Genomic DNA, 19,646 nt, shown 5'->3' with positions numbered 1-19,646 from the left:
TTCTTCATAGCACCACTCAAGAAAAAACCGGCCGCCCTTGCGGGCAGGCTGGTCGTGCGCCGGGAGCGGGCCGGTCAGCGCCGCATCAAGCGAGGGCGCCGAGCGCCGCGTTGAAGGTGGCGCTGGGACGCATGATGGCGTCGAGCTTGGCCACGTCGGGCAGGTAGTAGCCGCCGATGTCGGCAGGCTTGCCCTGCACGGCATTGAGCTCCTCCACGATCTTCTGCTCGTTGTCGGCCAGCTGCTTGGCCAGGAGCGCGAACTTGCCAGCCAGTTCCTTGTCCTCGGTCTGCGCGGCCAGTTCCTGCGCCCAGTACAGGGCCAGGTAGAACTGGCTGCCGCGGTTGTCGAGCTGGCCGGTCTTGGGGCTGGGGTTCTTGTTGTTGTCCAGCAGCTTGCCGGTGGCGGAGTCCAGGGTCTTGGACAGCAGCTTGGCGCGCGGGTTGTTGTTCTTCAGGCCCAGGTCTTCCAGCGACACGGCCAGCGCCAGGAACTCGCCCAGCGAATCCCAGCGCAGGTGGTTCTCTTCCACGAGCTGCTGCACGTGCTTGGGCGCCGAGCCGCCCGCGCCCGTCTCGTACATGCCGCCGCCGGCCATCAGCGGCACGATGGAGAGCATCTTGGCGCTGGTGCCCAGCTCCATGATCGGGAACAGGTCGGTCAGGTAGTCGCGCAGGATGTTGCCAGTGGCGCTGATGGTGTCCTGGCCGCGGATCACGCGCTCCAGCGTGTAGCGCATCGCGCGCACCTGGCTCATGATTTGAATATCGAGGCCCGTGGTGTCGTGCTCGTGCAGGTACATCTTCACCTTGGTGATGAGCTGCGCCTCGTGCGGACGGTACGGGTCGAGCCAAAACACGACCGGCATACCCGAGTTGCGCGCGCGCGTGACGGCGAGCTTCACCCAGTCGCGGATCGGTGCGTCCTTCACCTGGCACATGCGCCAGATGTCGCCCTGCTCCACGTTCTGCGAGAGCAGCACTTCGCCGGTGTCGAGGTCGGTGATGTTGGCCACGCCGTCCTCGGAGATCTCGAAGGTCTTGTCGTGGCTGCCGTATTCCTCGGCCTGCTGCGCCATCAGGCCCACGTTGGGCACGGTGCCCATGGTCTTGGGGTCGAACGCGCCGTGCCACTTGCAGAAGTTGATCATCTCCTGGTAGATGCGGGCGAAAGTGGACTCGGGCATCACGGCCTTCACGTCCTTCAGGCGGCCATTGGCGTCCCACATCTTGCCGCCGTTGCGGATCATGGCGGGCATGGAGGCGTCCACGATGATGTCGTTGGGCGAGTGGAAGTTGGTGATGCCCTTGGCGGAATCGACCATCGCCAGCTCGGGGCGGTGCTCGTGGCAGGCGTGCAGGTCGCGCTTGATCTCGTCCTGCTGGCTCTGCGGCAGCGTGGCGATCTTGTTGTAGAGATCGACCATGCCGTTGTTGACGTTGATGCCCAGCTCGTCGAACAGCTTGGCGTGCTTCTCGAACGCGTCCTTGTAGAAGATGCGCACGCAGTGGCCGAACACGATGGGGTGCGACACCTTCATCATCGTGGCCTTCACGTGCAGCGAGAACATCACGCCGGTCTTGCGCGCGTCCTCGATCTCCTTTTCATAGAAGGCCAGCAGCGCCTTCTTGCTCATGAACATGGAGTCGATCACCTCGCGGTCCTGCAGCGCGACCTTGGGCTTGAGCACGATGGTCTTGCCGCTCTTGGTGATGAGTTCCATCTTCACGTTGCGCGCGCGGTCCAGCGTCATGGACTTCTCGCCGTGGTAGAAGTCGCCCGCGTGCATGTGCGAGACGTGCGAGCGCGAGGCCTGGCTCCACTCGGCCATGCTGTGCGGGTGCTTGCGCGCATATTCCTTGACGGCCTTGGGCGCGCGACGGTCGGAGTTGCCCTCGCGCAGCACCGGGTTCACGGCGCTGCCGATGCACTTGTTGTAGCGCGCGCGGATGCTCTTTTCTTCCTCTGTCGCAGGGTTCTCGGGGTAGTCGGGAATCTTGTAACCCTTGCCCTGCAGCTCCTTGATGGCCGCCTTGAGCTGCGCCACCGAAGCGCTGATGTTGGGCAGCTTGATGATGTTGGCGTCGGCCTGCAGCGTCTTCTTGCCCAGCTCGGCCAGGGTGTCGGGCACCTTCTGCGCGTCGCTCAGCGCCTCGGGGAACTGGCCCAGGACGCGCGCGGCCACGGAGATGTCGCTCTCGGCCACGTTGATGCCGGCCGGCGCCGCGAACGCGCGCACGATGGGCAGGAACGAAGCCGTCGCCAGGCGCGGCGCCTCATCGGTCAGGGTGTAGATGATGGTGGGTTGTTGGGTGCTCATCTCGTCTCTCAGGTGAACAAAAAACAGGGGGATCGGTGCTGTCGGGCGACCCGGCGCGCGGCCATGGCGGTGACCTGTGGGATTGTGCTTGAGATGCCCGCGCGGAAGTCCCGTTTTCCGCAATGAAATATTGCGATATGAAAAATTCGGACGGAAAAGCCGGATTTTTTTGCAAGTCTTCTACAAGACTGCCCGCGCCCCACGAAAAAAGGGCCCGGAGATCGCTCTCCGGGCCCCCTTGGCAGAAGCGGCCGCGCCGGTCAGGCGAAGTTGGCTTCGGCGAACTTCCAGTTCACCAGCTTGTCCAGGAAGGTCTCGACGAACTTCGGGCGCAGGTTGCGGTAGTCGATGTAGTAGGCGTGCTCCCACACATCCACCGTCAGCAGGGCCTTGTCCTCGGTGGTTAGCGGCGTGCCGGCGGCGCCCGTGTTGACGATGTCCACAGTGCCGTCGGCCTTCTTCACCAGCCAGGTCCAGCCGGAGCCGAAGTTGCCCACGGCGCTCTTGACGAAGGCTTCCTTGAACGCAGCGTAGCTGCCCCACTTCTTGTTGATGGCATCCAGCAGGGCGCCCGTGGGCTCGCCGCCGCCATTGGGCGCCATGCAGTTCCAGAAGAAGGTGTGGTTCCAGATCTGGGCCGCGTTGTTGTAGATGCCGCCGGAGGACTTCTTCACGATCTCCTCGAGCGCCATGTTCTCGAACTCGGTGCCCTTTTGCAGGTTGTTCAGGTTCACCACATAGGCGTTGTGGTGCTTGCCGTGGTGGTACTCCAGCGTTTCCTGGCTGTAGTAGGGAGCCAGGGCGTCGATGGCATAGGGCAGCGGAGGCAGGGTGTGTTCCATGGTCAAGTCCTTCTCGTGGGGTTTGGAATGTGCGAAGCGCCGGCAAGCGGCGCAGCAACGGGCATTGTAGGAAGGAACCGCACGCGGCGTTGTAGGCGGCGGGCGACTCCCGCCGCCGCCTGCGGGATTCAGAGCGTGTTCAAGGTTCTATCGTGGTGACCTCAAGGCAGCAAACAGCCGCAATCTAGGCGCGCACCGCAGGCCATGCTGGCGGCCTGGGCAAGGTGCGCAACGACGAGTGCGGCTGTTTGCTGCCTTGCCCGAAGGGTTGCCCCGCAAAGGCAGCATCTGCGGCGTTGCAAATCCTCGCCGGGGCACCAGCCCGTCTGCGGTTTGCGCCTTGCAGCTACTGCCTTTGCGGGGCAACGGGCACCACGATAGAACCTTGAACACGCTCTCAGATCAGCCGCCGCGGCGTGACCGCCAGGTCCAGCTCGCCCTCGGCCAGCCGCGCGTGCACGGTGTCGCCCAGCCGCACCTGGCCGGCCCGCGTCACCGCGCGGCCCTGCGCATCGGTCAGCAGCGCGTAGCCGCGCTGCAGCACCAGGCGCGGGTCCAACAGCTCCAGGCGCAGCGCGGCGCGCTCCAGCCGCTCGGCGCTGCGCGCCAGGCCGCCGCGCACGATATGCGGGAAATCGGCCTGCAGCGATTGGCTGGCGTGCGCGAGGCGCTGCGTTTTCAATAGCATGCCGTGGCGCATGCACTGCGCCAGCCGCGCCAGCTGCAATTGCTGGCGCCCCACGAAGCCCGAGGGCCGGCCCAGGCGCTGCGCCGCCCCGTCCAGCCGCTGGTGGTCCAGGTCGATCTGCCGTTGCGCGGCATCCTGCAGCCGCCCGGCCAGCAGCTCCAGCGCTCCCAGCCAGACGGCGCGCGGCTGCGCCACCAGCTCGGCCGCGGCCGTGGGCGTGGGCGCGCGCAGGTCGGCGCAGAAGTCGGCGATGGTGAAGTCGGTCTCGTGCCCCACGCCGCTCACCAGCGGCACGGGGCTCTGCACGATGGCGCGGGCCACGCGCTCGTCGTTGAAGGCCCACAGGTCCTCGATGGAGCCGCCGCCGCGCACGAGCAGGATGACGTCGACGGCCGAAGCAGCCTCCAGCGCCTGCCCCTCCTGCGCCAGCCGATACAGTTTCGATAGCGCCTCGGCGATGGACGCGGGCGCCTGCGCCCCCTGCACCAGCGCCGGCACCAGCACCACGGGAATGTGCGGCACGCGCCGGCGCAGCGCGGTCACCACATCGTGCAGCGCGGCGGCGCCCGGCGAGGTGACGAGGCCGATGCCGCGCGGCAGCACCGGCAGCGGGCGCTTGCGCGCAGGGTCGAACAGGCCCTCGGCCTCCAGCTGGGCCTTCAGGCGCAGGAACTGCTCGAACAGCGCGCCCTGCCCCGCGCGCTGCAGCCCTTCCACGATCAGCTGCAGGTCGCCCCGGGCCTCGTACACGCCCAGGCGCCCGCGCATCTCCACCAGCTCGCCGTCGCGCGGCACGAAGTCGAGCTGGCTGGCCGCGCGGCGGAACATGGCGCAGCGCACCTGCCCCTGCGCGTCCTTGAGCGTGAAGTAGCAATGCCCGCTGGACGCGCGCGAAAAGCCCGTGATCTCGCCGCGCACCGCGACAGGGTTGAAGCGCGCCTCCAGGGCATCAGCAATGGCGCGGCACAGCGCCCCGACCTCCCAGACAAGCGGCGCCACGCCTGCGTTCGGGCGCTCAAACACAGGCTGCTCCAGCCCTGGCGCGCGGCGGGGGGGCCGCACTAGTCCACAGATCTGCGCCAGCGGGAGCGGCGCTGCAGCAAGACAGCCGCATCGGCCGCAAATCACGCATCCACATGCAAGTCATTGATTTATATGAAAATTTTGCTGCGTATTTTTTCATCACCCCAAGCAAACCACGCAGCGGTGCCGCCTGGCGCTGTCTGTACAAGCGGTTTCCCACAAAGTTATCCACAGAAAATGTGAGTCAGGCCGCCGTCAGCAAGCGTGCCGGCGCCGGGCGGTGCGCTCGCGGGGGCCTTCGCAAGCTGCGCCATAATCCCCCGCTGCTTTCATCGTGCGCGGAGTGAGAATTGCTGTCGATCATACAAGCCGCCGGTTGGCCCATCTGGCCCCTGATTGCCTGCTCCATCGTGGCGCTGGCGCTGATTTTCGAGCGTTTCATGGCCCTCAAGACGGCCCGCGTCGCTCCGCCCAAGCTGCTGGACGAGGCCATCTCCGTGTCCTCCCGCTCCGTGCCCACGCCCGACGTGGTGAACCAGCTCGCGCAGAACTCCGCGCTGGGCGAGGTGCTGGCCAGCGGCCTGCGCGCGCTCCAGGCCAACCCCCGCAGCACCGAGGCCGACCTGCGCGCCGCCATGGAAGGCACGGGCCGCGCCGTGGCGCACCGCCTGGAGAAATACCTCACGGCCCTGGGCACCATCGCATCGGCCGCGCCGCTGCTGGGCCTGCTGGGCACGGTGATCGGCATGATCGAGATCTTCGGCTCGCAAGGCGGCGCCGGCGGCATGGGCGCGGGCGGCGGCAACCCTGCGCAACTGGCGCACGGCATCTCCATCGCGCTCTACAACACCGCGTTCGGCCTGATCGTCGCCATTCCCGCGCTGATCTTCTGGCGCTACTTCCGCGGCCGCGTGGATGAATACCTGCTCACGCTGGAGCTGGCCGCCGAGCGGTTCGTGCGCCACCTGGGGCGCCTGGCGCCATGAACTTCCGCCCCCGCGCCAAGGATGAGCCGGAGATCAACCTCATCCCGTTCATCGACGTGCTGCTGGTGATCCTCATCTTCCTGATGCTGACCACCACCTACAGCAAGTTCACCGAGCTGCAGCTCACCCTGCCCGTGGCCAATGCCGAGCAGCTGCGCGACCGGCCCAAGGAAATCATCGTGTCCGTGGCCGCCAACGGCCGCTATGCCGTGAACAAGGACACGCTGGAGGGCAGGAACGTCGAGCTGGTGGCCCGCGCCCTTGCGGCCTCCGCCCCGGCCGGGGGCGAGAGCGTGGTCATCATCAGCGCCGACGCCTCCGCCCCCCACCAGGCCGTGGTCACGGTGATGGAGGCCGCGCGCCGCGTGGGCCTGTCGCAGATCACCTTCGCCACGCAAACGCCGGCCTCGGCCGGCAAGTGACACGCATGGCCGCCGCGCAGCGCCTGCGCCGCGCCTGGCAGGGCCGGGGCCCGCTGGCCTGGCTGCTCTGGCCGCTGTCGCTGCCCTACGGCGCCCTCTCCGCGCTGCGCCGCCAGCTCTACCGCCGGGGCCTCCTGCGCAGCGAGCGCCTGCCGGTGCCGGTCATCGTCGTGGGCAACGTGATCGCCGGCGGCGCGGGCAAGACCCCCGTCACCCTTGCCGTGGTGCGCCACCTGCAGGCGCGCGGCTGGCGCCCGGGCGTCATCTCGCGCGGCTACGGCCGCCGCACGCAGGACTGCCGCGAGGCCCTGCCCGGCAGCAGCGCCGCGGAAGTGGGCGACGAGCCCGCGCTGATCGCCCGCGCCACCGGCGCACCGGTCTTCGTGGCCCGCCGCCGCCTTGACGCCGGCCGCGCACTGCTCGCCGCCCACCCCGCCATCGACGTGATCGTCTGCGACGACGGCCTGCAGCACCTGGCCCTGGCGCGCGACGTGGAGATCTGCGTGTTCAACGACGAGGGCATCGGCAACGGCTTCCTGCTGCCCGCCGGCCCCCTGCGCGAGCCCTGGCCGCGCGCGGTGGACCTGGTGCTGCATGCCGGCCCCGCGCCGGGTAGCCCCGCGCCGCAGTACCCGCTGGCACGCACGCTGGCCCCCGAGGCCGTGGACGCCACCGGCGCCCGCGTGCCCCTGGCCGCGCTGCGCGGCCAGCCGCTGCACGCCGTGGCGGCCATCGCCCGCCCGCAGGACTTCTTCGCCATGCTGCGCGCGCGAGGCCTGGCGCCCGAGCGGGAGGAAGCCCTGCCCGATCACTATGATTTTTCTAGCTGGCAGCGCTTGCCAGACAAGCGCCTGAGGCTGATTTGCACCGAAAAAGACGCCACCAAGCTCTGGCCCGCGCACCCCGACGCGCTGGCCGTGCCCCTGGCCGTGCAGATACCGCCCGCCTTCTTCGACGCGCTGGACGCGCGCCTATCATCCCTGTCCCATTGAGGATCACCGCCATGGACCCCAAACTGCTCGAACTGCTGGTCTGCCCCGTCACCAAGGGCCCCCTCACCTACGACCGCGAGCGCCAGGAACTCGTCTCGCGCAGCGCGCGCCTGGCCTACCCCGTGCGCGACGGCATCCCCGTGCTGCTGGAAACCGAAGCCCGCACGCTGACCGACGCGGAGCTGGGGCAGTGAGCACGGCACCCTTCACGGTGCTGATTCCGGCGCGCCTGGCCTCCACGCGCCTGCCCGACAAGCCCCTGGCGGACATCGCCGGCCTGCCCATGGTGGTGCGCGTGGCGCGCCGCGCGGCCGAGAGCGCGGCCGCGCGCTGCGTGGTGGCCGCCGACGACGCGCGCATCGTGCAGGCCTGCCAGGCCCACGGCGTGCAGGCCCTGCTCACCCGCAGCGACCACCCGAGCGGCAGCGACCGCCTGGCCGAGGCCTGCGAGCTGCTGGGCCTGGACGACGGCGACATCGTGGTCAACGTGCAGGGCGACGAGCCGCTGATCGACCCGCGCCTCATCGACGCCGTCGCCGCCCTGCTGCAAGCCAGGCCGCAGGCGGCCATGGGCACCGCCGCCCACCCCATCGACAGCGTGGACGACTTCGCCAACCCCAACGTGGTGAAGACGGTGCTTGACGCCCAGGGGTTCGCCCACTACTTCAGCCGCGCGCCCATCCCCCATGCGCGCGACGCCGCGCTGGGCAGCGCCTGGTGGCGCGAGCCCCGCGCCCAGGGCCTCGCACCGCTGCGCCACATCGGCATCTACAGCTACCGCGTGGGCTTCCTGCGCCGCTTTCCGCAACTGCCGCCCGCGCCCACCGAGGCGCTGGAATCGCTGGAGCAGCTGCGCGCGCTCTGGCACGGCCACCGCATCGCCGTGCACGTCACGTCCCACGCCCCCGGCCCCGGCGTGGACACGCCCGCCGACCTGGAGCGCGTGCGCGCCCTGCTTGTAGCCTGAGGAGGCACGTCAGGCTCGCGCAGGGATCGCGTGCTATGCTCGAATGCAACAAATAAGGCACGCACCCCCTCCGGCGCGGTCGCGTGCCCACTGATTTCAAATCACCAGAGGACCTCCCATGAGACTGATTCTGCTCGGCGCGCCCGGCGCCGGAAAGGGGACGCAAGCCACGTTCATCTGCCAGAAATTCGGCATTCCGCAAATCTCCACCGGTGACATGCTGCGCGCCGCGGTGAAGGCCGGCACGCCGCTGGGCGTGCAGGCCAAGGCGGTCATGGATGCGGGCCAGCTCGTGAGCGACGACCTCATCATCAACCTCGTGAAGGAGCGCATCGCCCAGCCCGATTGCGCCCAGGGTTTCCTGTTCGACGGCTTCCCCCGCACCATCCCGCAGGCCGATGCCATGAAGGCCGCCGGCGTCAAGCTGGACTACGTGCTGGAGATCGACGTGCCGTTCGACGCGATCATCGAACGCATGAGCGGCCGCCGCTCGCACCCCGCCAGCGGCCGTACCTACCACGTGAAGTTCAACCCGCCCAAGGTGCCGGGCAAGGACGACGTGACCGGTGAAGACCTGATCCAGCGCGAGGACGACAAGGAAGACACCGTCAAGAAGCGCCTGGAGGTCTACAGCGCCCAGACCCGCCCGCTGGTGGACTACTACTCCAGCTGGGCCCGGCAGGATCCCGCCAGTGCGCCGAAGTACCGCTCCATCAGCGGCACCGGCAGCGTGGAGGAAATCACCCAGCGCGCGCTGGCCGCGCTGTCCGCGTAACCAGGCGGCTCAGCGCGCGGGCGTCACGCGCACCAGGGCCCCATCCGGGGCATCGGTCAGCACCATGATCGCGCCGTCCCGGGCGACGGCGACGTCCCGGATGCGGCCCTGCCCCTGCAGGCACCGGGCCTCTCCCACCACACGCCCACCGGCCAGCTTCAGCCGCACCAGCGCCTGGCTGGCCAGCCCCCCGATCAGCAGATCGCCCTGCCATCCGGCAAACAAGCCGCCCTGGTAGAAGGCCATGCCGCCGGGCGCGATCACCGGATCCCAGTAGTAGACGGGCTGCTCCATGCCCTCCCGGGTGGTCACCCCTTCGCCGATGGGGCGGCCGCTGTAGTCCAGGCCATAGGTGATCACCGGCCAGCCATAGTTCAAACCGGCCTGCGGCCGGTTCAATTCATCCCCTCCGCGCGGGCCATGCTCCGCCGTCCAGAGGTTGCCGTCGGCATCCAGCGCGGCCGACTGCAGGTTGCGGTGCCCATACGACCAGACCTCGGGCCGCCCACCCTGCAGGGAGGGATTGCCCTGCGCTGCGCCGCCCTGCGGATCGATGCGCAGCACCTTGCCGAGATGGGTGCCGACGTCCTGCGCCAGCACGCGCGGCTGCGGCAGGGAGCGGTCGCCGGTGGTCACGAACAGCATGCCGTCGCGGCCGAACACCAGCCGCGAGCCGAAATGGGCCGTGGAACTCCACGCGGGCTGCTGCTGGAAGACCACACGCACCTGCGTGAGCTGGCGACCGTCCTCGGACAGGATGCCCGTGGCCACCGCGGTCGCGTTGCGCCCCTCGCCCCGGGGCTCGGCGTAGCTCCACCAGACCTGGCGCGTCCGGGCGAAGTCCCTGCCGACCGCCACATCCAGCAAGCCGCCCTGCCCCCGCGCGTCCACGGGCGGCAGGCCGGCCACCGGATCAGACACCGTTCCATCGGCGGAGACCAGGCGCAGCCGCCCCGGGCGCTCCGTCACCAGCCAACGGCCATCGGGGAGCTGCTCCATCCCCCAGGGATGGACCAAGCCCCGCGCGACGATCTGCGTGTGCAGCCGGACGCTCTCATCGATGGCGGGCGCCCGCGTCTGGCCCTTGAAGGCCGGGCGCTGGTCCGGCGCATTCGGCGGGCGGGCATTGAAATCCAGCGCATGCCCCACCCCCGTGGCACCCAGCAGCACGGCAGCCGCCGCAGCCATGCGCACGCACGGGACGGGGAGGAAATGGCGGATTCGCTTCAGGGACGGTGGCCGCATGTGTTTCTCCCACGCAGTTCAGTAAAGGAAACCGCTGCACACCCCGCAAAGCAGGCATACGTAGCGGATTGCAGCCCATTGTGCCCGAGCCAATGCAGAGAAAAGACGACAGATTGCCACGAGAAGGCGGCAAGAAAACGGCACTTTCAGCAACGTGCAGCAGTTGCAGGCAAACAGACGCCAAACCGGGCCCATTTTGCGCGTAGATACGGCAGGATGAATACACTCGTTTTTCCACATTTAATGAAAGAAGAACGTCTTTTGCAGAAAGATGCGTGTGCATAAAATGCATTTCGATCTGACACGACCTATCGCCATGGACTGCCCGGCCGCCGCCTCCACGACTGCACTGCTCGAAGTGCAGCGCGTACGCCTGCGCCGCGGAGCCACACAGGTGTTCGATGGCCTGGACCTGCGGCTGGACGGCGAGCGCATCGGCCTCATCGGCCACAACGGCGCGGGCAAGACCAGCCTGCTGCGCCTGCTGTGCGGGCTGGACGCGCCGGAGGCAGGACAGGTGCTTTCGCAGGGGCAGGACCTGCACACCCTGCCGCCGGGCGGGCCCCGCGCACGGCGCGTGGGCATGATGTTCCAGAACCCGGACGACCAGATCCTCTTTCCCACGGTGGAAGAGGAACTGGCATTGGGCCTGCAGCCCCGCGGCGCCCCGAAGCGCGAGACGCTCGCGCAGGCACGCGCCTTTCTGGCCGCGCGCGGCCTGCAGGATTGGGCTCCGCGCGCCGTGGGTGCATTGAGCCAGGGCCAGCGCCAGCAGGTGTGCTGGCTGGCGCTGCTGATCGCGGGGCCGCGCACGCTGCTGCTGGACGAGCCCTATGCCAGCCTGGACTTGCCCGGCCAGGCGCGGCTGGCCGATGAGATCGGCGCCTGCGCGCAGCAGGTGCTGGTCTCCACCCATGTACTGGAGCACGTGCGCCACTACCCGCGCGTGCTCTGGCTGGAACAGGGCCGCGTGCAGGCCGACGGGCCGGGGCGCGAGGTCTGCGCCGCCTACGAGGCCGCCGTGGCGGCCGAAGTGGCAGCGCGCAGGAAGGAGGCGTGATGGGCAGCCTCTACAGCGCACAACCTGCGTGGCTGCACGCCTGGCCCGCCGGCCTCAAGCTGGCCTGCATGGCCGTGTTCGGCACGCTGCTGTTCCTTGTGGACAGCCCCTGGGTGCTGGCCGCCGCGGCGTGCGGCTGCCTGCTGCTGTGGGCCAGCCTGGGGGAGGCCACGCGCGTGGCGCGCCGGCTCATGGCGTCGGTGCTGACCGCGGCGCTGCTGGTGGCCGCCTTCCACCTGTGGACGGGCCGGCCCGACGTGGCCGCCGTGAGCGCGCTGCGGCTGGCCTGCGCCTCGACCCTGGGCGTGGCGCTCACCGTGACCACGCGGCCCACCGATCTGCTGGCGGTGCTCGACGCGCTGCTCGCGCCGCTGGCGCACCTGGGCCTGCAGCCGCAGCGCGTGTCGCTGCAGCTCGCACTCATGCTGCGCTTCACCGAACACTTCTTCACGCAGTGGAAGAAGCTCGACGATGCCCACCGCCTGCGCACCGGCCGCACGGGCGGCCTGCGGCTGATCGCGCCGCTCACCGTGCAGATGCTGCAAAGCGCGCGCCGCGTGGCCGATGCCATCGACGCCCGGCTGGGCGGTTAGTTTTTTTCTTACACAGGACGCTTCACACATGCCTGCTGCCGCCACCCGCACGCACTCGCACTCCATGGCGCTGGTCGCGCTGTTCGCCGCCCTGATGGCCGTCATGGGGCTGATCCCCAAGATCGACCTGCCGCTGGGCGTGCCCATCACCATCCAGTCGCTCGGCGTGATGCTCGCGGGCTGCCTGCTGGGCGCGCGGCAGGGCTTTCAGTCCATGGCCCTGTTTCTCGTCGCGGTGGCGGCGGGGTTGCCGCTGCTCGCGGGCGGGCGCGGCGGGCTGGGCGTGTTCATGGCGCCCTCGGCGGGCTACCTGCTGGGCTACGGCGTGGCCGCAGGCGTGACAGGCGCCGTGATGGGCCTGCTGCCGCACGCCACGCCGCTGCGCACGGCGCTGTCGGCCTTCGTGGCGTCGGTGCTCGGCGGGCTGGTGTGCCTGCACGCCATGGGCATCGCCGGGCTGGTGCTGGTGGCGCAGATGCCGCTGGCGCAGGCCTTCATGGTGGACCTGGCCTTCGTGCCGGGCGACCTCGTCAAGTGCGTGTTGTGCGCGCTCGTGGTGCACACGGTGGCCAAGGCATTGCCGGACTGGCCCTTCGGCAACCGCGCGCGTTGAGCATGGCGGACGAACGCCTCGTGCATGCCCCGCTGGCCCGCTGGGCGCACGAGCGCCCCGCAGCCGTGGCGCTGGCCAATGGCGAGCGGCACCTCACCTTCGCCGCGCTGCACGCGCTGGTGCAGGAGCGCGCCGCGCGCCTGGATGCGCAGGGCGCTCCGGCCACGGTGCTGCTCGAAGGCGAAGGCGGCACGCTGGAGCGCGTGGTGGACTTCCTCGCCGTAATCGCCAGCGGCCGCTGCGCCGCCATGGGCGATGCCGACTGGCCCGCCACCGTGGCCCAGGCCATCGCCGCGAAACTGCCCGCACGGGCGCACACGGGTGCGCCGCCCGCACCCGAAACGCCGTTCTACGTCGGCTTCACGTCGGGCAGCACGGGCCTGCCCAAGGGCTTCGAGCGCAACCACCGCTCCTGGGCCGAGAGCTTCGCCGTGACGCTGCGCGACTTCGGCCTCGACGCCGCCACGCGCGTGCTGGCGCCCGGGCGCATGTCGCACTCGCTGTTCCTCTTCGGCGCACTGCTGGGCCTGTGGAGCGGGGCGGGCGCCGAGGTCCAGGAGCGCTTTTCCGCGCCGCGCGCGCTCGCCACGCTGGCCGCGGGCGGCACGCCGCTGCTCGTGGCCGTGCCCAGCCAGCTCGTGCTGATGCTGCAATGGGCGCAGCGCAGGCGGCTCGCGCCCATCGAGGGCGTGCGGCTGGTGCTGATCAGCGGCGCGCGCTGGATGCGCGAGCGCACGCCCGAGCTGCGGCGGCTCTTTCCGCGCGCGCGCATCGTGGAGTTCTACGGCGCCTCCGAAGCCAGCTACATCGCCTGGATGGACGCCGACGCGCAGGCCCCCACGCAGGCCGTGGGGCGCGCCTTCAGCAACGTGGCCCTGCACATCGGCCCCCATCCCGGCACTGCCCCGCTCCCCCGTGGCGAAACCGGGCTGATCTGGGTGCGTAGCCCCATGCTGTTCACCGGCTACGTGAACCTGGCAGACGGCACGGCCGCGCTGCGCGAAGGCGACTGGCTCTCGGTGCGCGACGTGGGCTTCCTGGACGCGTCCGGCCTGCTGCACCTGTGCGGGCGCGAAAGCCGCATGGTGGTCACGCAGGGCAAGAACCTGTTCCCCGAGGAAATCGAAACCTGCCTCGCGGCCCACCCGGCCGTGGTCCAGGCCAGCCTGCACGGCCTGCCCGACGCACTGCGCGGCATGGCTGTGCACGCGGTACTGCAATGCCCGGGCGAGCCGCCCCCGGCACCGCTGCTGGCCGCGTGGTGCCGCGAGCGGCTCGAACCCTTCAAGACGCCACGCCATTGGTGGCTGTGGCGGGGCCCGTGGCCGCAGACCGCGAGCGGCAAGACCGACCACGCGGCCATCGCGCGCGCGCTGGCATCGGGCGGCCACGCATCCCTCGCACGCCTGCCATGAGCCAGGCGCCCTTTTCCATCCTCGCCTGGGCGCGCACGCCGGTGGCGCCCGTGGGCGGCGCGCTCTCGCGCTGCCAGCCGCACGACCTCGCCGCGCCGCTCCTCGCACGCCTGCTCGCCGACAGCGGCCTGCCCGCCGACAGGGTCGATGCCGTGGTGCTCGGCAACGCCCTGGGCGCGGGCGGCAACCCCGCGCGCATGCTCGCGCTGGCCGCGGGGCTGCCCGAGCGCACGCCCGCCGCCACCGTGGACACGCAATGCTGCGCAGGACTGGACGCCATCACCCACGCCTGCGGGCTGCTCGCGCTCGGGCAAGCGCAGGTGGTGGTGGCGGGCGGCGCCGAGGCCTGGAGCCGCGCTCCGCTACGCCACCACCGCCCGCTGGAGCACGGCGCCGCGCCGGTGCCCTATGACAGCCCGCCCTTCGCCCCCTGGCCCGACCGCGACCCCGGCATGCTGCAAGCCGCGGCTGCCTGGGCGCAGCGCCACGGCGTCACCCGCGCTGCGCAAGACGCTTGGGCCGCCGCAAGCCACGCACGCGCCGCTGCCGCCCGCGGCGCGATGGCCGGCGAGATCGTGCCCCTGAACGGGCTGGCGCATGACGCCTACCCGCGCGAGCGCCTCAGCGCCGCGCGCATGCCCGCCGTGGCGGGCGGGGGGGCCTGCGCCGTCGGCACCGCCGCCGTTTCGCCCAGGGCCGACGGCGCGGCCCTGCTGCTGCTGGCCACGCACGAAGCCTGTGCACGCTTGGGCCTGCGAGCGCGCGCGCTGTGGCACGGCGCCTCCAGCGTAGGCGGCGCGCCCGAAGTTCCCATGCTCTGCGCCGCCGCCGCGGCCCGCGCCGCGCAGGCGCGCAGCGGCTGGCCGCTGGCGCGGCTCGACGCACTGGAACTGCACGACGCCTTCGCCGCGCAGGGCATCGCTTTCTGCGACGAACTCGGCCTGCCGCCCGGCACCGTCAACCGCCAGGGCGGCGGACTCGCGCGCGGCCACCCCATCGGCGCCTCGGGCGCGATCGCGCTGGTGCGCGTACTGGCGCAGCTGCAGGCCACACCCAGCGCAGCGCCGCGCGGCATGGCCTGCATCGCGGGCGCGGGCGGGCTGGGCACGGCCGCATGGGTGTCCATGCCCAGGGAGGGTGCATGACCCCCACGGCCCACGACCTGCTGGCGCGCGAACGCCACTCGGTGCGTGCCTTCTTGCCACGCGCCGTGCCGGCGGAACTTCTCGAACATCTGCTGGCCGTGGCGCGCCGCGCACCCAGCGGCGCCAACCTGCAACCCGGCCGCTTCTGGGCCGTGGAAGGCGCCGCGCGCGAGCGGCTGTGCAGCGCGCTGGCCCAGGCACGGCGCGATGGCGTGCCCGAGCAGGAGGACTACGGCTACTTCCCCCGGCCCATGCCGCTCGCGCTGCGCAAGCGGCAGGTGGCCGCTGCCCAGGCGCTGTACGGCGCCATCGGCGTGGCGCGGGGCGACGAGGCGGGACGTGCCGCGCAGTTCGAGCGCAACTTCCGCTTCTTCGACGCGCCCGTCGCACTGGTCGTGACCATCGACCGGGACTTCGGCGCGGGCGGTTTCATGGACCTCGGCATGTGCCTGCACGCGCTGATGCTGGCGGCGCAGGGACACGGGCTGGCCGGCTGCGCGATCGGGGCGTTGGCGAGCTATCCCGCGGTGGTACGAAGCGCACTGGGGCTCGCGGAGTCAGAGGTGGTGGTGTGCGGAATGGCGCTGGGTTGGGAAGACACGCAGGCGCCAGTGAACAGCACCCGCACGGCGCGCGAGCCGCTGGAGCGGTACTTCGCCGTGCTGCGTTGAGCTTCCAGGCCTTTTCGCGCCTGCGCACCGGCTGCCGCTGGAGCGCAGGCTTGGCTCACTGCGGCCCGATCATTCCCACTCGATCGTCGCCGGCGGCTTGCTGCTCACGTCGTAGGTCACCCGGTTGATCCCGCGCACCTCGTTGATGATGCGGCCCGACACCTTCTTCAGCAGCCCATAGGGCAGCTCCGCCCAGTCGGCCGTCATGAAATCGCTGGTCTGCACGGCGCGCAGGGCGACGACGTAGTCGTAGGTGCGGCCGTCACCCATCACGCCCACGCTCTTGACGGGCAGGAAGACGGTGAAGGCCTGGCTGGTCAGGTCGTACCAGGTCTTGCCGGTGGCTTCGTCGCGGAAGTTGCGCAGCTCCTCGATGAAGATGGCGTCGGCGCGGCGCAGCAGGTCGGCGTATTCCTTCTTCACTTCGCCCAGGATGCGCACGCCCAGGCCGGGGCCGGGGAACGGGTGGCGGTAGACCATCTCGCGCGGCAGGCCCAGGGCCACGCCGAGTTCGCGCACCTCGTCCTTGAACAGGTCGCGCAGCGGCTCCAGCAGCTTCAGGCCCAGTTGCTCGGGCAGGCCGCCGACGTTGTGGTGGCTCTTGATGGTGACGGCCTTCTTGCTCTTGGCGCCGCCGCTCTCGATCACGTCGGGGTAGATGGTGCCTTGGGCCAGGAAGGTCGCGCCCTTGTGGCCCGCGTCGCCGGCCTTGAGCTTGGCGGCTTCGGCCTTGAACACATCGACGAACAGGCCGCCGATGATCTTGCGCTTGGCCTCGGGCTCGCTGACGCCGGCCAGCTTGCCCAGGAACAGGTCGCTGGCATCCACGCGGATGACCTTAGCGTGCAGCTTGCCCTCGAACATCTCCATGACCATGTCGCCCTCGTTGAGGCGCAGCAGGCCGTGATCGACGAACACGCAGGTGAGCTGGTCGCCGATGGCACGGTGGATCAGCGCTGCGGCGACGGAGGAATCGACACCGCCCGACAGGCCGAGGATGACCTCCTCGTCGCCCACCTGCTCGCGGATTTTCGTGACCGCTTCCTCGATGTAGTCGCCCATGATCCAGTCCGCATCGGCGCCGCAGATCTCGCGCACGAAGCGCGTGAGCATGGCCGCGCCCTGCACGGTGTGCGTGACTTCGGGATGGAACTGCACGGCATAGAAACGGCGCGCCTCGTCGGCCATGCCCGCGATGGGGCACGACGGCGTGGAGGCCATCACCTTGAAGCCCGGAGGCAGCGTGGTCACCTTGTCGCCATGGCTCATCCACACCTTGAGCATGCCGTGGCCCTCGGCGGTGGTGAAGTCGGCAATGTCCTTGAGCAGCGCGGTGTGCCCATGGGCACGCACTTCGGCGTAGCCGAATTCGCGGGTGTGCGAGCCCTCCACCTTGCCGCCGAGCTGCGTCGCCATGGTCTGCATGCCGTAGCAGATGCCGAGCACGGGGATGCCCAGATCGAACACGGCATCGGGCGCGCGGTCATCCACCTCATAGACGCTGGCATGGCTGCCCGAGAGGATCACGCCCTTGAGCCGGCCGTCGGCGGCGAAGGCGCGCACCCAGTCGCTGCTCACGTCGCAGGGATGCACCTCGCAGTAGACATGGGCCTCGCGCACGCGGCGCGCGATGAGCTGGGTGACTTGGGAGCCGAAATCGAGGATGAGGATCTTGTCGTGTTGCATGGCGGAGCGGCGGGTCGGGAAAGACAAAGGCCCGAACACCTGGCTGCGGGGTTCGGGCCTGCGGGCTGCGGCGTATCAGTCCGCGCGGTAGTTGGGGGCTTCCTTGGTGATCTGCACGTCGTGCACGTGCGACTCGCGGATGCCGGCGGCCGTGATCTCCACGAACTCCGCCTGGTTGTTCATCTCCTCGATGGTGGCACAGCCGCAGTAGCCCATGGCCGCGCGCACGCCGCCCGCCATCTGGAAGACGATGGACACCATCGAGCCCTTGTAGGGCACGCGGCCCTCGATGCCCTCGGGCACGAGCTTGTCGGCGTTGGGGTTGCCCGTGGTGGCTTCCTGGAAGTAGCGGTCGGCCGAGCCCTGCTGCATGGCGCCGATGGAGCCCATGCCGCGGTAGCTCTTGTAGGAGCGGCCCTGGTAGAGGATGACCTCGCCGGGCGCCTCTTCGGTGCCGGCGAACATGCCGCCCATCATCACCGTGGATGCGCCTGCGGCCAGCGCCTTGGCGATGTCGCCCGAGAAGCGGATGCCGCCGTCGGCGATCAGCGGCACGCCCGTGCCCTGGAGCGCCGTGGCCACGCTGTCGATGGCCATGATCTGCGGCACGCCGACGCCGGCGACGATGCGGGTGGTGCAGATCGAGCCCGGGCCGATGCCGACCTTGACCGCGTCCGCGCCGGCCTCGACCAGCGCCAGCGCAGCGGCGCCCGTGGCGATGTTGCCGCCGATGACCTGCACCTGCGGGTGCTTCTGCTTGACCCAGCGCACGCGGTCGATCACGCCCTTGCTGTGGCCGTGGGCCGTGTCGACCACGATGGCGTCCACGCCGGCCTTGACCAGCAGTTCGACGCGCTCCTCGGTGCCCTCGCCCACGCCCACGGCGGCGGCCACGCGCAGGCGGCCGGCCGCATCGCGCGCGGCGTTGGGGAAGGTGGTCTGCTTGTTGATGTCCTTGACGGTGATGAGGCCCTTGAGCTCGAAGGCGTCGTTCACCACCAGCAGGCGCTCCAGCTTGTGCCGGTTGAGCAGCGCCTTGGCCTGCGCGGGCGTGGTGCCGTCCTTGTCGTTGACGGTGACCAGCTTCTCGCGCGGCGTCATGATCTCGCGCACCTTCACGTCGTAGCGCGTCTCGAAGCGCACGTCGCGGCTGGTGACGATGCCCACCACCTTGCCGCCGTCGCATACCGGGAAGCCCGAGATGCCCAGGTTCTCCGACAGCTCCAGCACCTGCAGCACCGTGTGCTCGGGCGTGATCACCACGGGGTCGCGCACCACGCCGGACTCATGGCGCTTGACCTTGGCAACCTCGGCCGCCTGCTCCTGCGCCGTCATGTTCTTGTGGATCACGCCGATGCCGCCCTCCTGCGCAATGGCGATGGCCAGGCGCGCCTCGGTGACGGTGTCCATGGCGGCGGACACGAGGGGGAGATTCAGGGTGATGTCGCGCGTGAAGCGCGTGGAGAGGGAGGTGTCCTTGGGCAGGACCTGGGAGTACGCTGGCACCAGCAACACATCGTCGAAGGTGAGCGCTTTTCCGAGAAGGCGCATGTGAAAGCTCCAAAAAAAGGATTGTACCCGCGGCGCGACACGTTCCGCCGGGGCGCCGCTGGTGGCAGCGCAGCGCCGCCGCTACACTCTGCCGCATGAGATCCCGCAAGCTGCTTCTGTTGGCCATTGCCTGCACCTGGGCGATGGGCGCCTCGGCGCAATGGCAATGGGTGGACAAGGATGGGCGCAAGGTCTTCAGCGACCGGCCGCCCCCGCAGGACGTTCCCGAGAAGAACATCCTCAAGCAGCCGCACACGCTGGGCCGCGCCGCGCCGGCGGCAGCGCCCGCCTCGGCGGCCGCGGCACCCGCCAGCGCGCCGGCGGCCGCCGCGCCGCAGGTCAGCGGCAAGGACAAGCAGCTCGAGGACAACAAGGCCAAGGCCGATGCCGCCGAGGCCGCCAAGAAGAAAGCCGAAGAAGACCGCATGGCCAGGGCCCGCGCCGACAACTGCGCGCGCGCCAAGCGCGCCAAGGCCGCGCTGGCGCCCGGCCAGCTCGTGGGCCATGTGAACGCGCAGGGTGAGCGCGGCTACATGGACGACGCCACGCGCGCCGCGGAGCTGCGCCGCGCCGACGAGGTCATCGCCTCCGACTGCCGGTGAGAGCGTAAACACGCTCTAAGCCCCTCTCCTGGAACCGCAAGGCCGCCCGG

At 70.0% G+C, this 19,646-nt stretch carries 19 protein-coding genes; 13 read left to right on the top strand and 6 right to left on the bottom strand.

The annotated features are described in order from the left end of the window. Positions 1-85: 85 nt before the first annotated feature. The 3 genes from AVS7_RS08420 to xseA form a co-directional block, all read right to left on the bottom strand. The gene (locus AVS7_RS08420) at positions 86-2,320 is read right to left on the bottom strand and encodes an NADP-dependent isocitrate dehydrogenase (RefSeq protein WP_020228002.1); all 2,235 of its coding nucleotides are present in this window, start codon (positions 2,318-2,320) and stop codon (positions 86-88) included. A 260-nt stretch (positions 2,321-2,580) separates the two neighbouring features. Further along, entirely contained in the window at positions 2,581-3,162 is a 582-nt protein-coding gene (locus tag AVS7_RS08415) for a superoxide dismutase (protein ID WP_020228001.1), read from the bottom strand. 397 nt (positions 3,163-3,559) lie between these two features. Further along, entirely contained in the window at positions 3,560-4,873 is a 1,314-nt protein-coding gene (gene xseA, locus AVS7_RS08410) for an exodeoxyribonuclease VII large subunit (protein WP_020228000.1), read from the bottom strand. A 350-nt stretch (positions 4,874-5,223) separates the two neighbouring features. On the opposite strand from xseA, the gene AVS7_RS08405 reads away from it, so the two are divergent. The 6 genes from AVS7_RS08405 to adk all read left to right on the top strand — a co-directional run bounded on the left by AVS7_RS08405 (position 5,224) and on the right by adk (position 9,015). Next, complete coding sequence (locus tag AVS7_RS08405) at positions 5,224-5,859, top strand: MotA/TolQ/ExbB proton channel family protein (RefSeq protein WP_020227999.1); 636 nt, start codon at positions 5,224-5,226, stop codon at positions 5,857-5,859. Further along, positions 5,856-6,281, top strand: coding sequence for a biopolymer transporter ExbD (locus tag AVS7_RS08400; protein ID WP_020227998.1), 426 nt, complete (start codon positions 5,856-5,858; stop codon positions 6,279-6,281). Before AVS7_RS08405 ends, AVS7_RS08400 begins: the two co-directional genes overlap by 4 nt. Positions 6,282-6,286: 5 nt before the next feature. Continuing rightward, entirely contained in the window at positions 6,287-7,273 is a 987-nt protein-coding gene (gene lpxK, locus AVS7_RS08395; protein ID WP_020227997.1) for a tetraacyldisaccharide 4'-kinase, read from the top strand. A gap of 11 nt (positions 7,274-7,284) precedes the next feature. Next, positions 7,285-7,467, top strand: a complete 183-nt coding sequence (locus tag AVS7_RS08390; protein ID WP_020227996.1) for a Trm112 family protein — start codon at positions 7,285-7,287, stop codon at positions 7,465-7,467. Then, positions 7,464-8,240: a 3-deoxy-manno-octulosonate cytidylyltransferase gene (gene kdsB / locus AVS7_RS08385; protein ID WP_020227995.1), complete on the top strand. Its 777-nt coding sequence runs from the start codon at positions 7,464-7,466 to the stop codon at positions 8,238-8,240. Before AVS7_RS08390 ends, kdsB begins: the two co-directional genes overlap by 4 nt. Before the next feature lie 118 nt (positions 8,241-8,358). Then, positions 8,359-9,015: an adenylate kinase gene (adk, locus tag AVS7_RS08380; RefSeq protein ID WP_020227994.1), complete on the top strand. Its 657-nt coding sequence runs from the start codon at positions 8,359-8,361 to the stop codon at positions 9,013-9,015. 9 nt (positions 9,016-9,024) lie between these two features. Here adk and AVS7_RS08375 read toward each other — a convergent pair whose 3' ends face one another. Beyond that, positions 9,025-10,260 (bottom strand): PQQ-dependent sugar dehydrogenase, encoded by a 1,236-nt coding sequence (locus AVS7_RS08375; protein WP_053215493.1) that lies wholly within the window; start codon positions 10,258-10,260, stop codon positions 9,025-9,027. 316 nt (positions 10,261-10,576) lie between these two features. Here AVS7_RS08375 and AVS7_RS08370 point away from each other — a divergent pair, with 316 nt between their 5' ends. From AVS7_RS08370 to AVS7_RS08345, 6 genes are read left to right on the top strand one after another with little or no spacing between them, the layout of a single operon-like run. Then, positions 10,577-11,320, top strand: a complete 744-nt coding sequence (locus AVS7_RS08370) for an energy-coupling factor ABC transporter ATP-binding protein (protein ID WP_020227992.1) — start codon at positions 10,577-10,579, stop codon at positions 11,318-11,320. After that, on the top strand, positions 11,320-11,913 hold the full coding sequence (locus AVS7_RS08365; protein WP_020227991.1) for an energy-coupling factor transporter transmembrane protein EcfT: 594 nt from the start codon (positions 11,320-11,322) through the stop codon (positions 11,911-11,913). Before AVS7_RS08370 ends, AVS7_RS08365 begins: the two co-directional genes overlap by 1 nt. 28 nt (positions 11,914-11,941) lie before the next feature. Continuing rightward, positions 11,942-12,526, top strand: a complete 585-nt coding sequence (locus tag AVS7_RS08360; RefSeq protein WP_020227990.1) for a biotin transporter BioY — start codon at positions 11,942-11,944, stop codon at positions 12,524-12,526. A 2-nt stretch (positions 12,527-12,528) separates the two neighbouring features. Further along, positions 12,529-13,941 carry an AMP-binding protein gene (locus AVS7_RS08355; protein WP_024001175.1) on the top strand — a complete coding sequence of 471 codons (1,413 nt, stop codon included), beginning with the start codon at positions 12,529-12,531 and terminating at the stop codon, positions 13,939-13,941. Continuing rightward, positions 13,938-15,086 carry an acetyl-CoA C-acyltransferase gene (locus tag AVS7_RS08350; protein WP_020227988.1) on the top strand — a complete coding sequence of 383 codons (1,149 nt, stop codon included), beginning with the start codon at positions 13,938-13,940 and terminating at the stop codon, positions 15,084-15,086. Before AVS7_RS08355 ends, AVS7_RS08350 begins: the two co-directional genes overlap by 4 nt. Then, a complete protein-coding gene (locus AVS7_RS08345; RefSeq protein WP_020227987.1) occupies positions 15,083-15,757 on the top strand; it encodes a nitroreductase in 675 nt (224 codons plus the stop codon). The genes AVS7_RS08350 and AVS7_RS08345 overlap by 4 nt, the downstream gene beginning before the upstream one ends. Positions 15,758-15,826: 69 nt before the next feature. On the opposite strand, the gene guaA is transcribed toward AVS7_RS08345, so the two are convergent. Then, a complete protein-coding gene (gene guaA, locus AVS7_RS08340; RefSeq protein ID WP_020227986.1) occupies positions 15,827-17,443 on the bottom strand; it encodes a glutamine-hydrolyzing GMP synthase in 1,617 nt (538 codons plus the stop codon). A 75-nt stretch (positions 17,444-17,518) separates the two neighbouring features. Continuing rightward, positions 17,519-18,994 carry an IMP dehydrogenase gene (guaB, locus tag AVS7_RS08335; protein ID WP_020227985.1) on the bottom strand — a complete coding sequence of 492 codons (1,476 nt, stop codon included), beginning with the start codon at positions 18,992-18,994 and terminating at the stop codon, positions 17,519-17,521. Positions 18,995-19,089: 95 nt separating this feature from the next. Here guaB and AVS7_RS08330 point away from each other — a divergent pair, with 95 nt between their 5' ends. After that, positions 19,090-19,596: a DUF4124 domain-containing protein gene (locus tag AVS7_RS08330; RefSeq protein ID WP_034690353.1), complete on the top strand. Its 507-nt coding sequence runs from the start codon at positions 19,090-19,092 to the stop codon at positions 19,594-19,596. Positions 19,597-19,646: the final 50 nt, after the last annotated feature.

The organism is Acidovorax sp. MR-S7, assembly GCF_000400995.2.
GTDB lineage: Bacteria > Pseudomonadota > Gammaproteobacteria > Burkholderiales > Burkholderiaceae_C > MR-S7.
This window is presented reverse-complemented; position numbering and strand designations above follow the sequence as displayed.

Bases quoted from the DNA above. Each gene is read 5' to 3' on its own strand.
- AVS7_RS08400 (WP_020227998.1), top strand. From the start codon at position 5,856: ATGAACTTCCGCCCCCGCGCCAAGGATGAGCCGGAGATCAACCTCATC.
- adk (WP_020227994.1), top strand. From the start codon at position 8,359: ATGAGACTGATTCTGCTCGGCGCGCCCGGCGCCGGAAAGGGGACGCAA.
- lpxK (WP_020227997.1), top strand. From the start codon at position 6,287: ATGGCCGCCGCGCAGCGCCTGCGCCGCGCCTGGCAGGGCCGGGGCCCG.
- AVS7_RS08355 (WP_024001175.1), top strand. From the start codon at position 12,529: ATGGCGGACGAACGCCTCGTGCATGCCCCGCTGGCCCGCTGGGCGCAC.
- AVS7_RS08370 (WP_020227992.1), top strand. From the start codon at position 10,577: ATGGACTGCCCGGCCGCCGCCTCCACGACTGCACTGCTCGAAGTGCAG.
- AVS7_RS08415 (WP_020228001.1), bottom strand. From the start codon at position 3,162: ATGGAACACACCCTGCCTCCGCTGCCCTATGCCATCGACGCCCTGGCT.
- AVS7_RS08390 (WP_020227996.1), top strand. From the start codon at position 7,285: ATGGACCCCAAACTGCTCGAACTGCTGGTCTGCCCCGTCACCAAGGGC.
- AVS7_RS08345 (WP_020227987.1), top strand. From the start codon at position 15,083: ATGACCCCCACGGCCCACGACCTGCTGGCGCGCGAACGCCACTCGGTG.
- guaA (WP_020227986.1), bottom strand. From the start codon at position 17,443: ATGCAACACGACAAGATCCTCATCCTCGATTTCGGCTCCCAAGTCACC.
- AVS7_RS08360 (WP_020227990.1), top strand. From the start codon at position 11,942: ATGCCTGCTGCCGCCACCCGCACGCACTCGCACTCCATGGCGCTGGTC.
- AVS7_RS08375 (WP_053215493.1), bottom strand. From the start codon at position 10,260: ATGCGGCCACCGTCCCTGAAGCGAATCCGCCATTTCCTCCCCGTCCCG.
- AVS7_RS08330 (WP_034690353.1), top strand. From the start codon at position 19,090: ATGAGATCCCGCAAGCTGCTTCTGTTGGCCATTGCCTGCACCTGGGCG.
- guaB (WP_020227985.1), bottom strand. From the start codon at position 18,994: ATGCGCCTTCTCGGAAAAGCGCTCACCTTCGACGATGTGTTGCTGGTG.
- AVS7_RS08420 (WP_020228002.1), bottom strand. From the start codon at position 2,320: ATGAGCACCCAACAACCCACCATCATCTACACCCTGACCGATGAGGCG.
- AVS7_RS08350 (WP_020227988.1), top strand. From the start codon at position 13,938: ATGAGCCAGGCGCCCTTTTCCATCCTCGCCTGGGCGCGCACGCCGGTG.
- AVS7_RS08365 (WP_020227991.1), top strand. From the start codon at position 11,320: ATGGGCAGCCTCTACAGCGCACAACCTGCGTGGCTGCACGCCTGGCCC.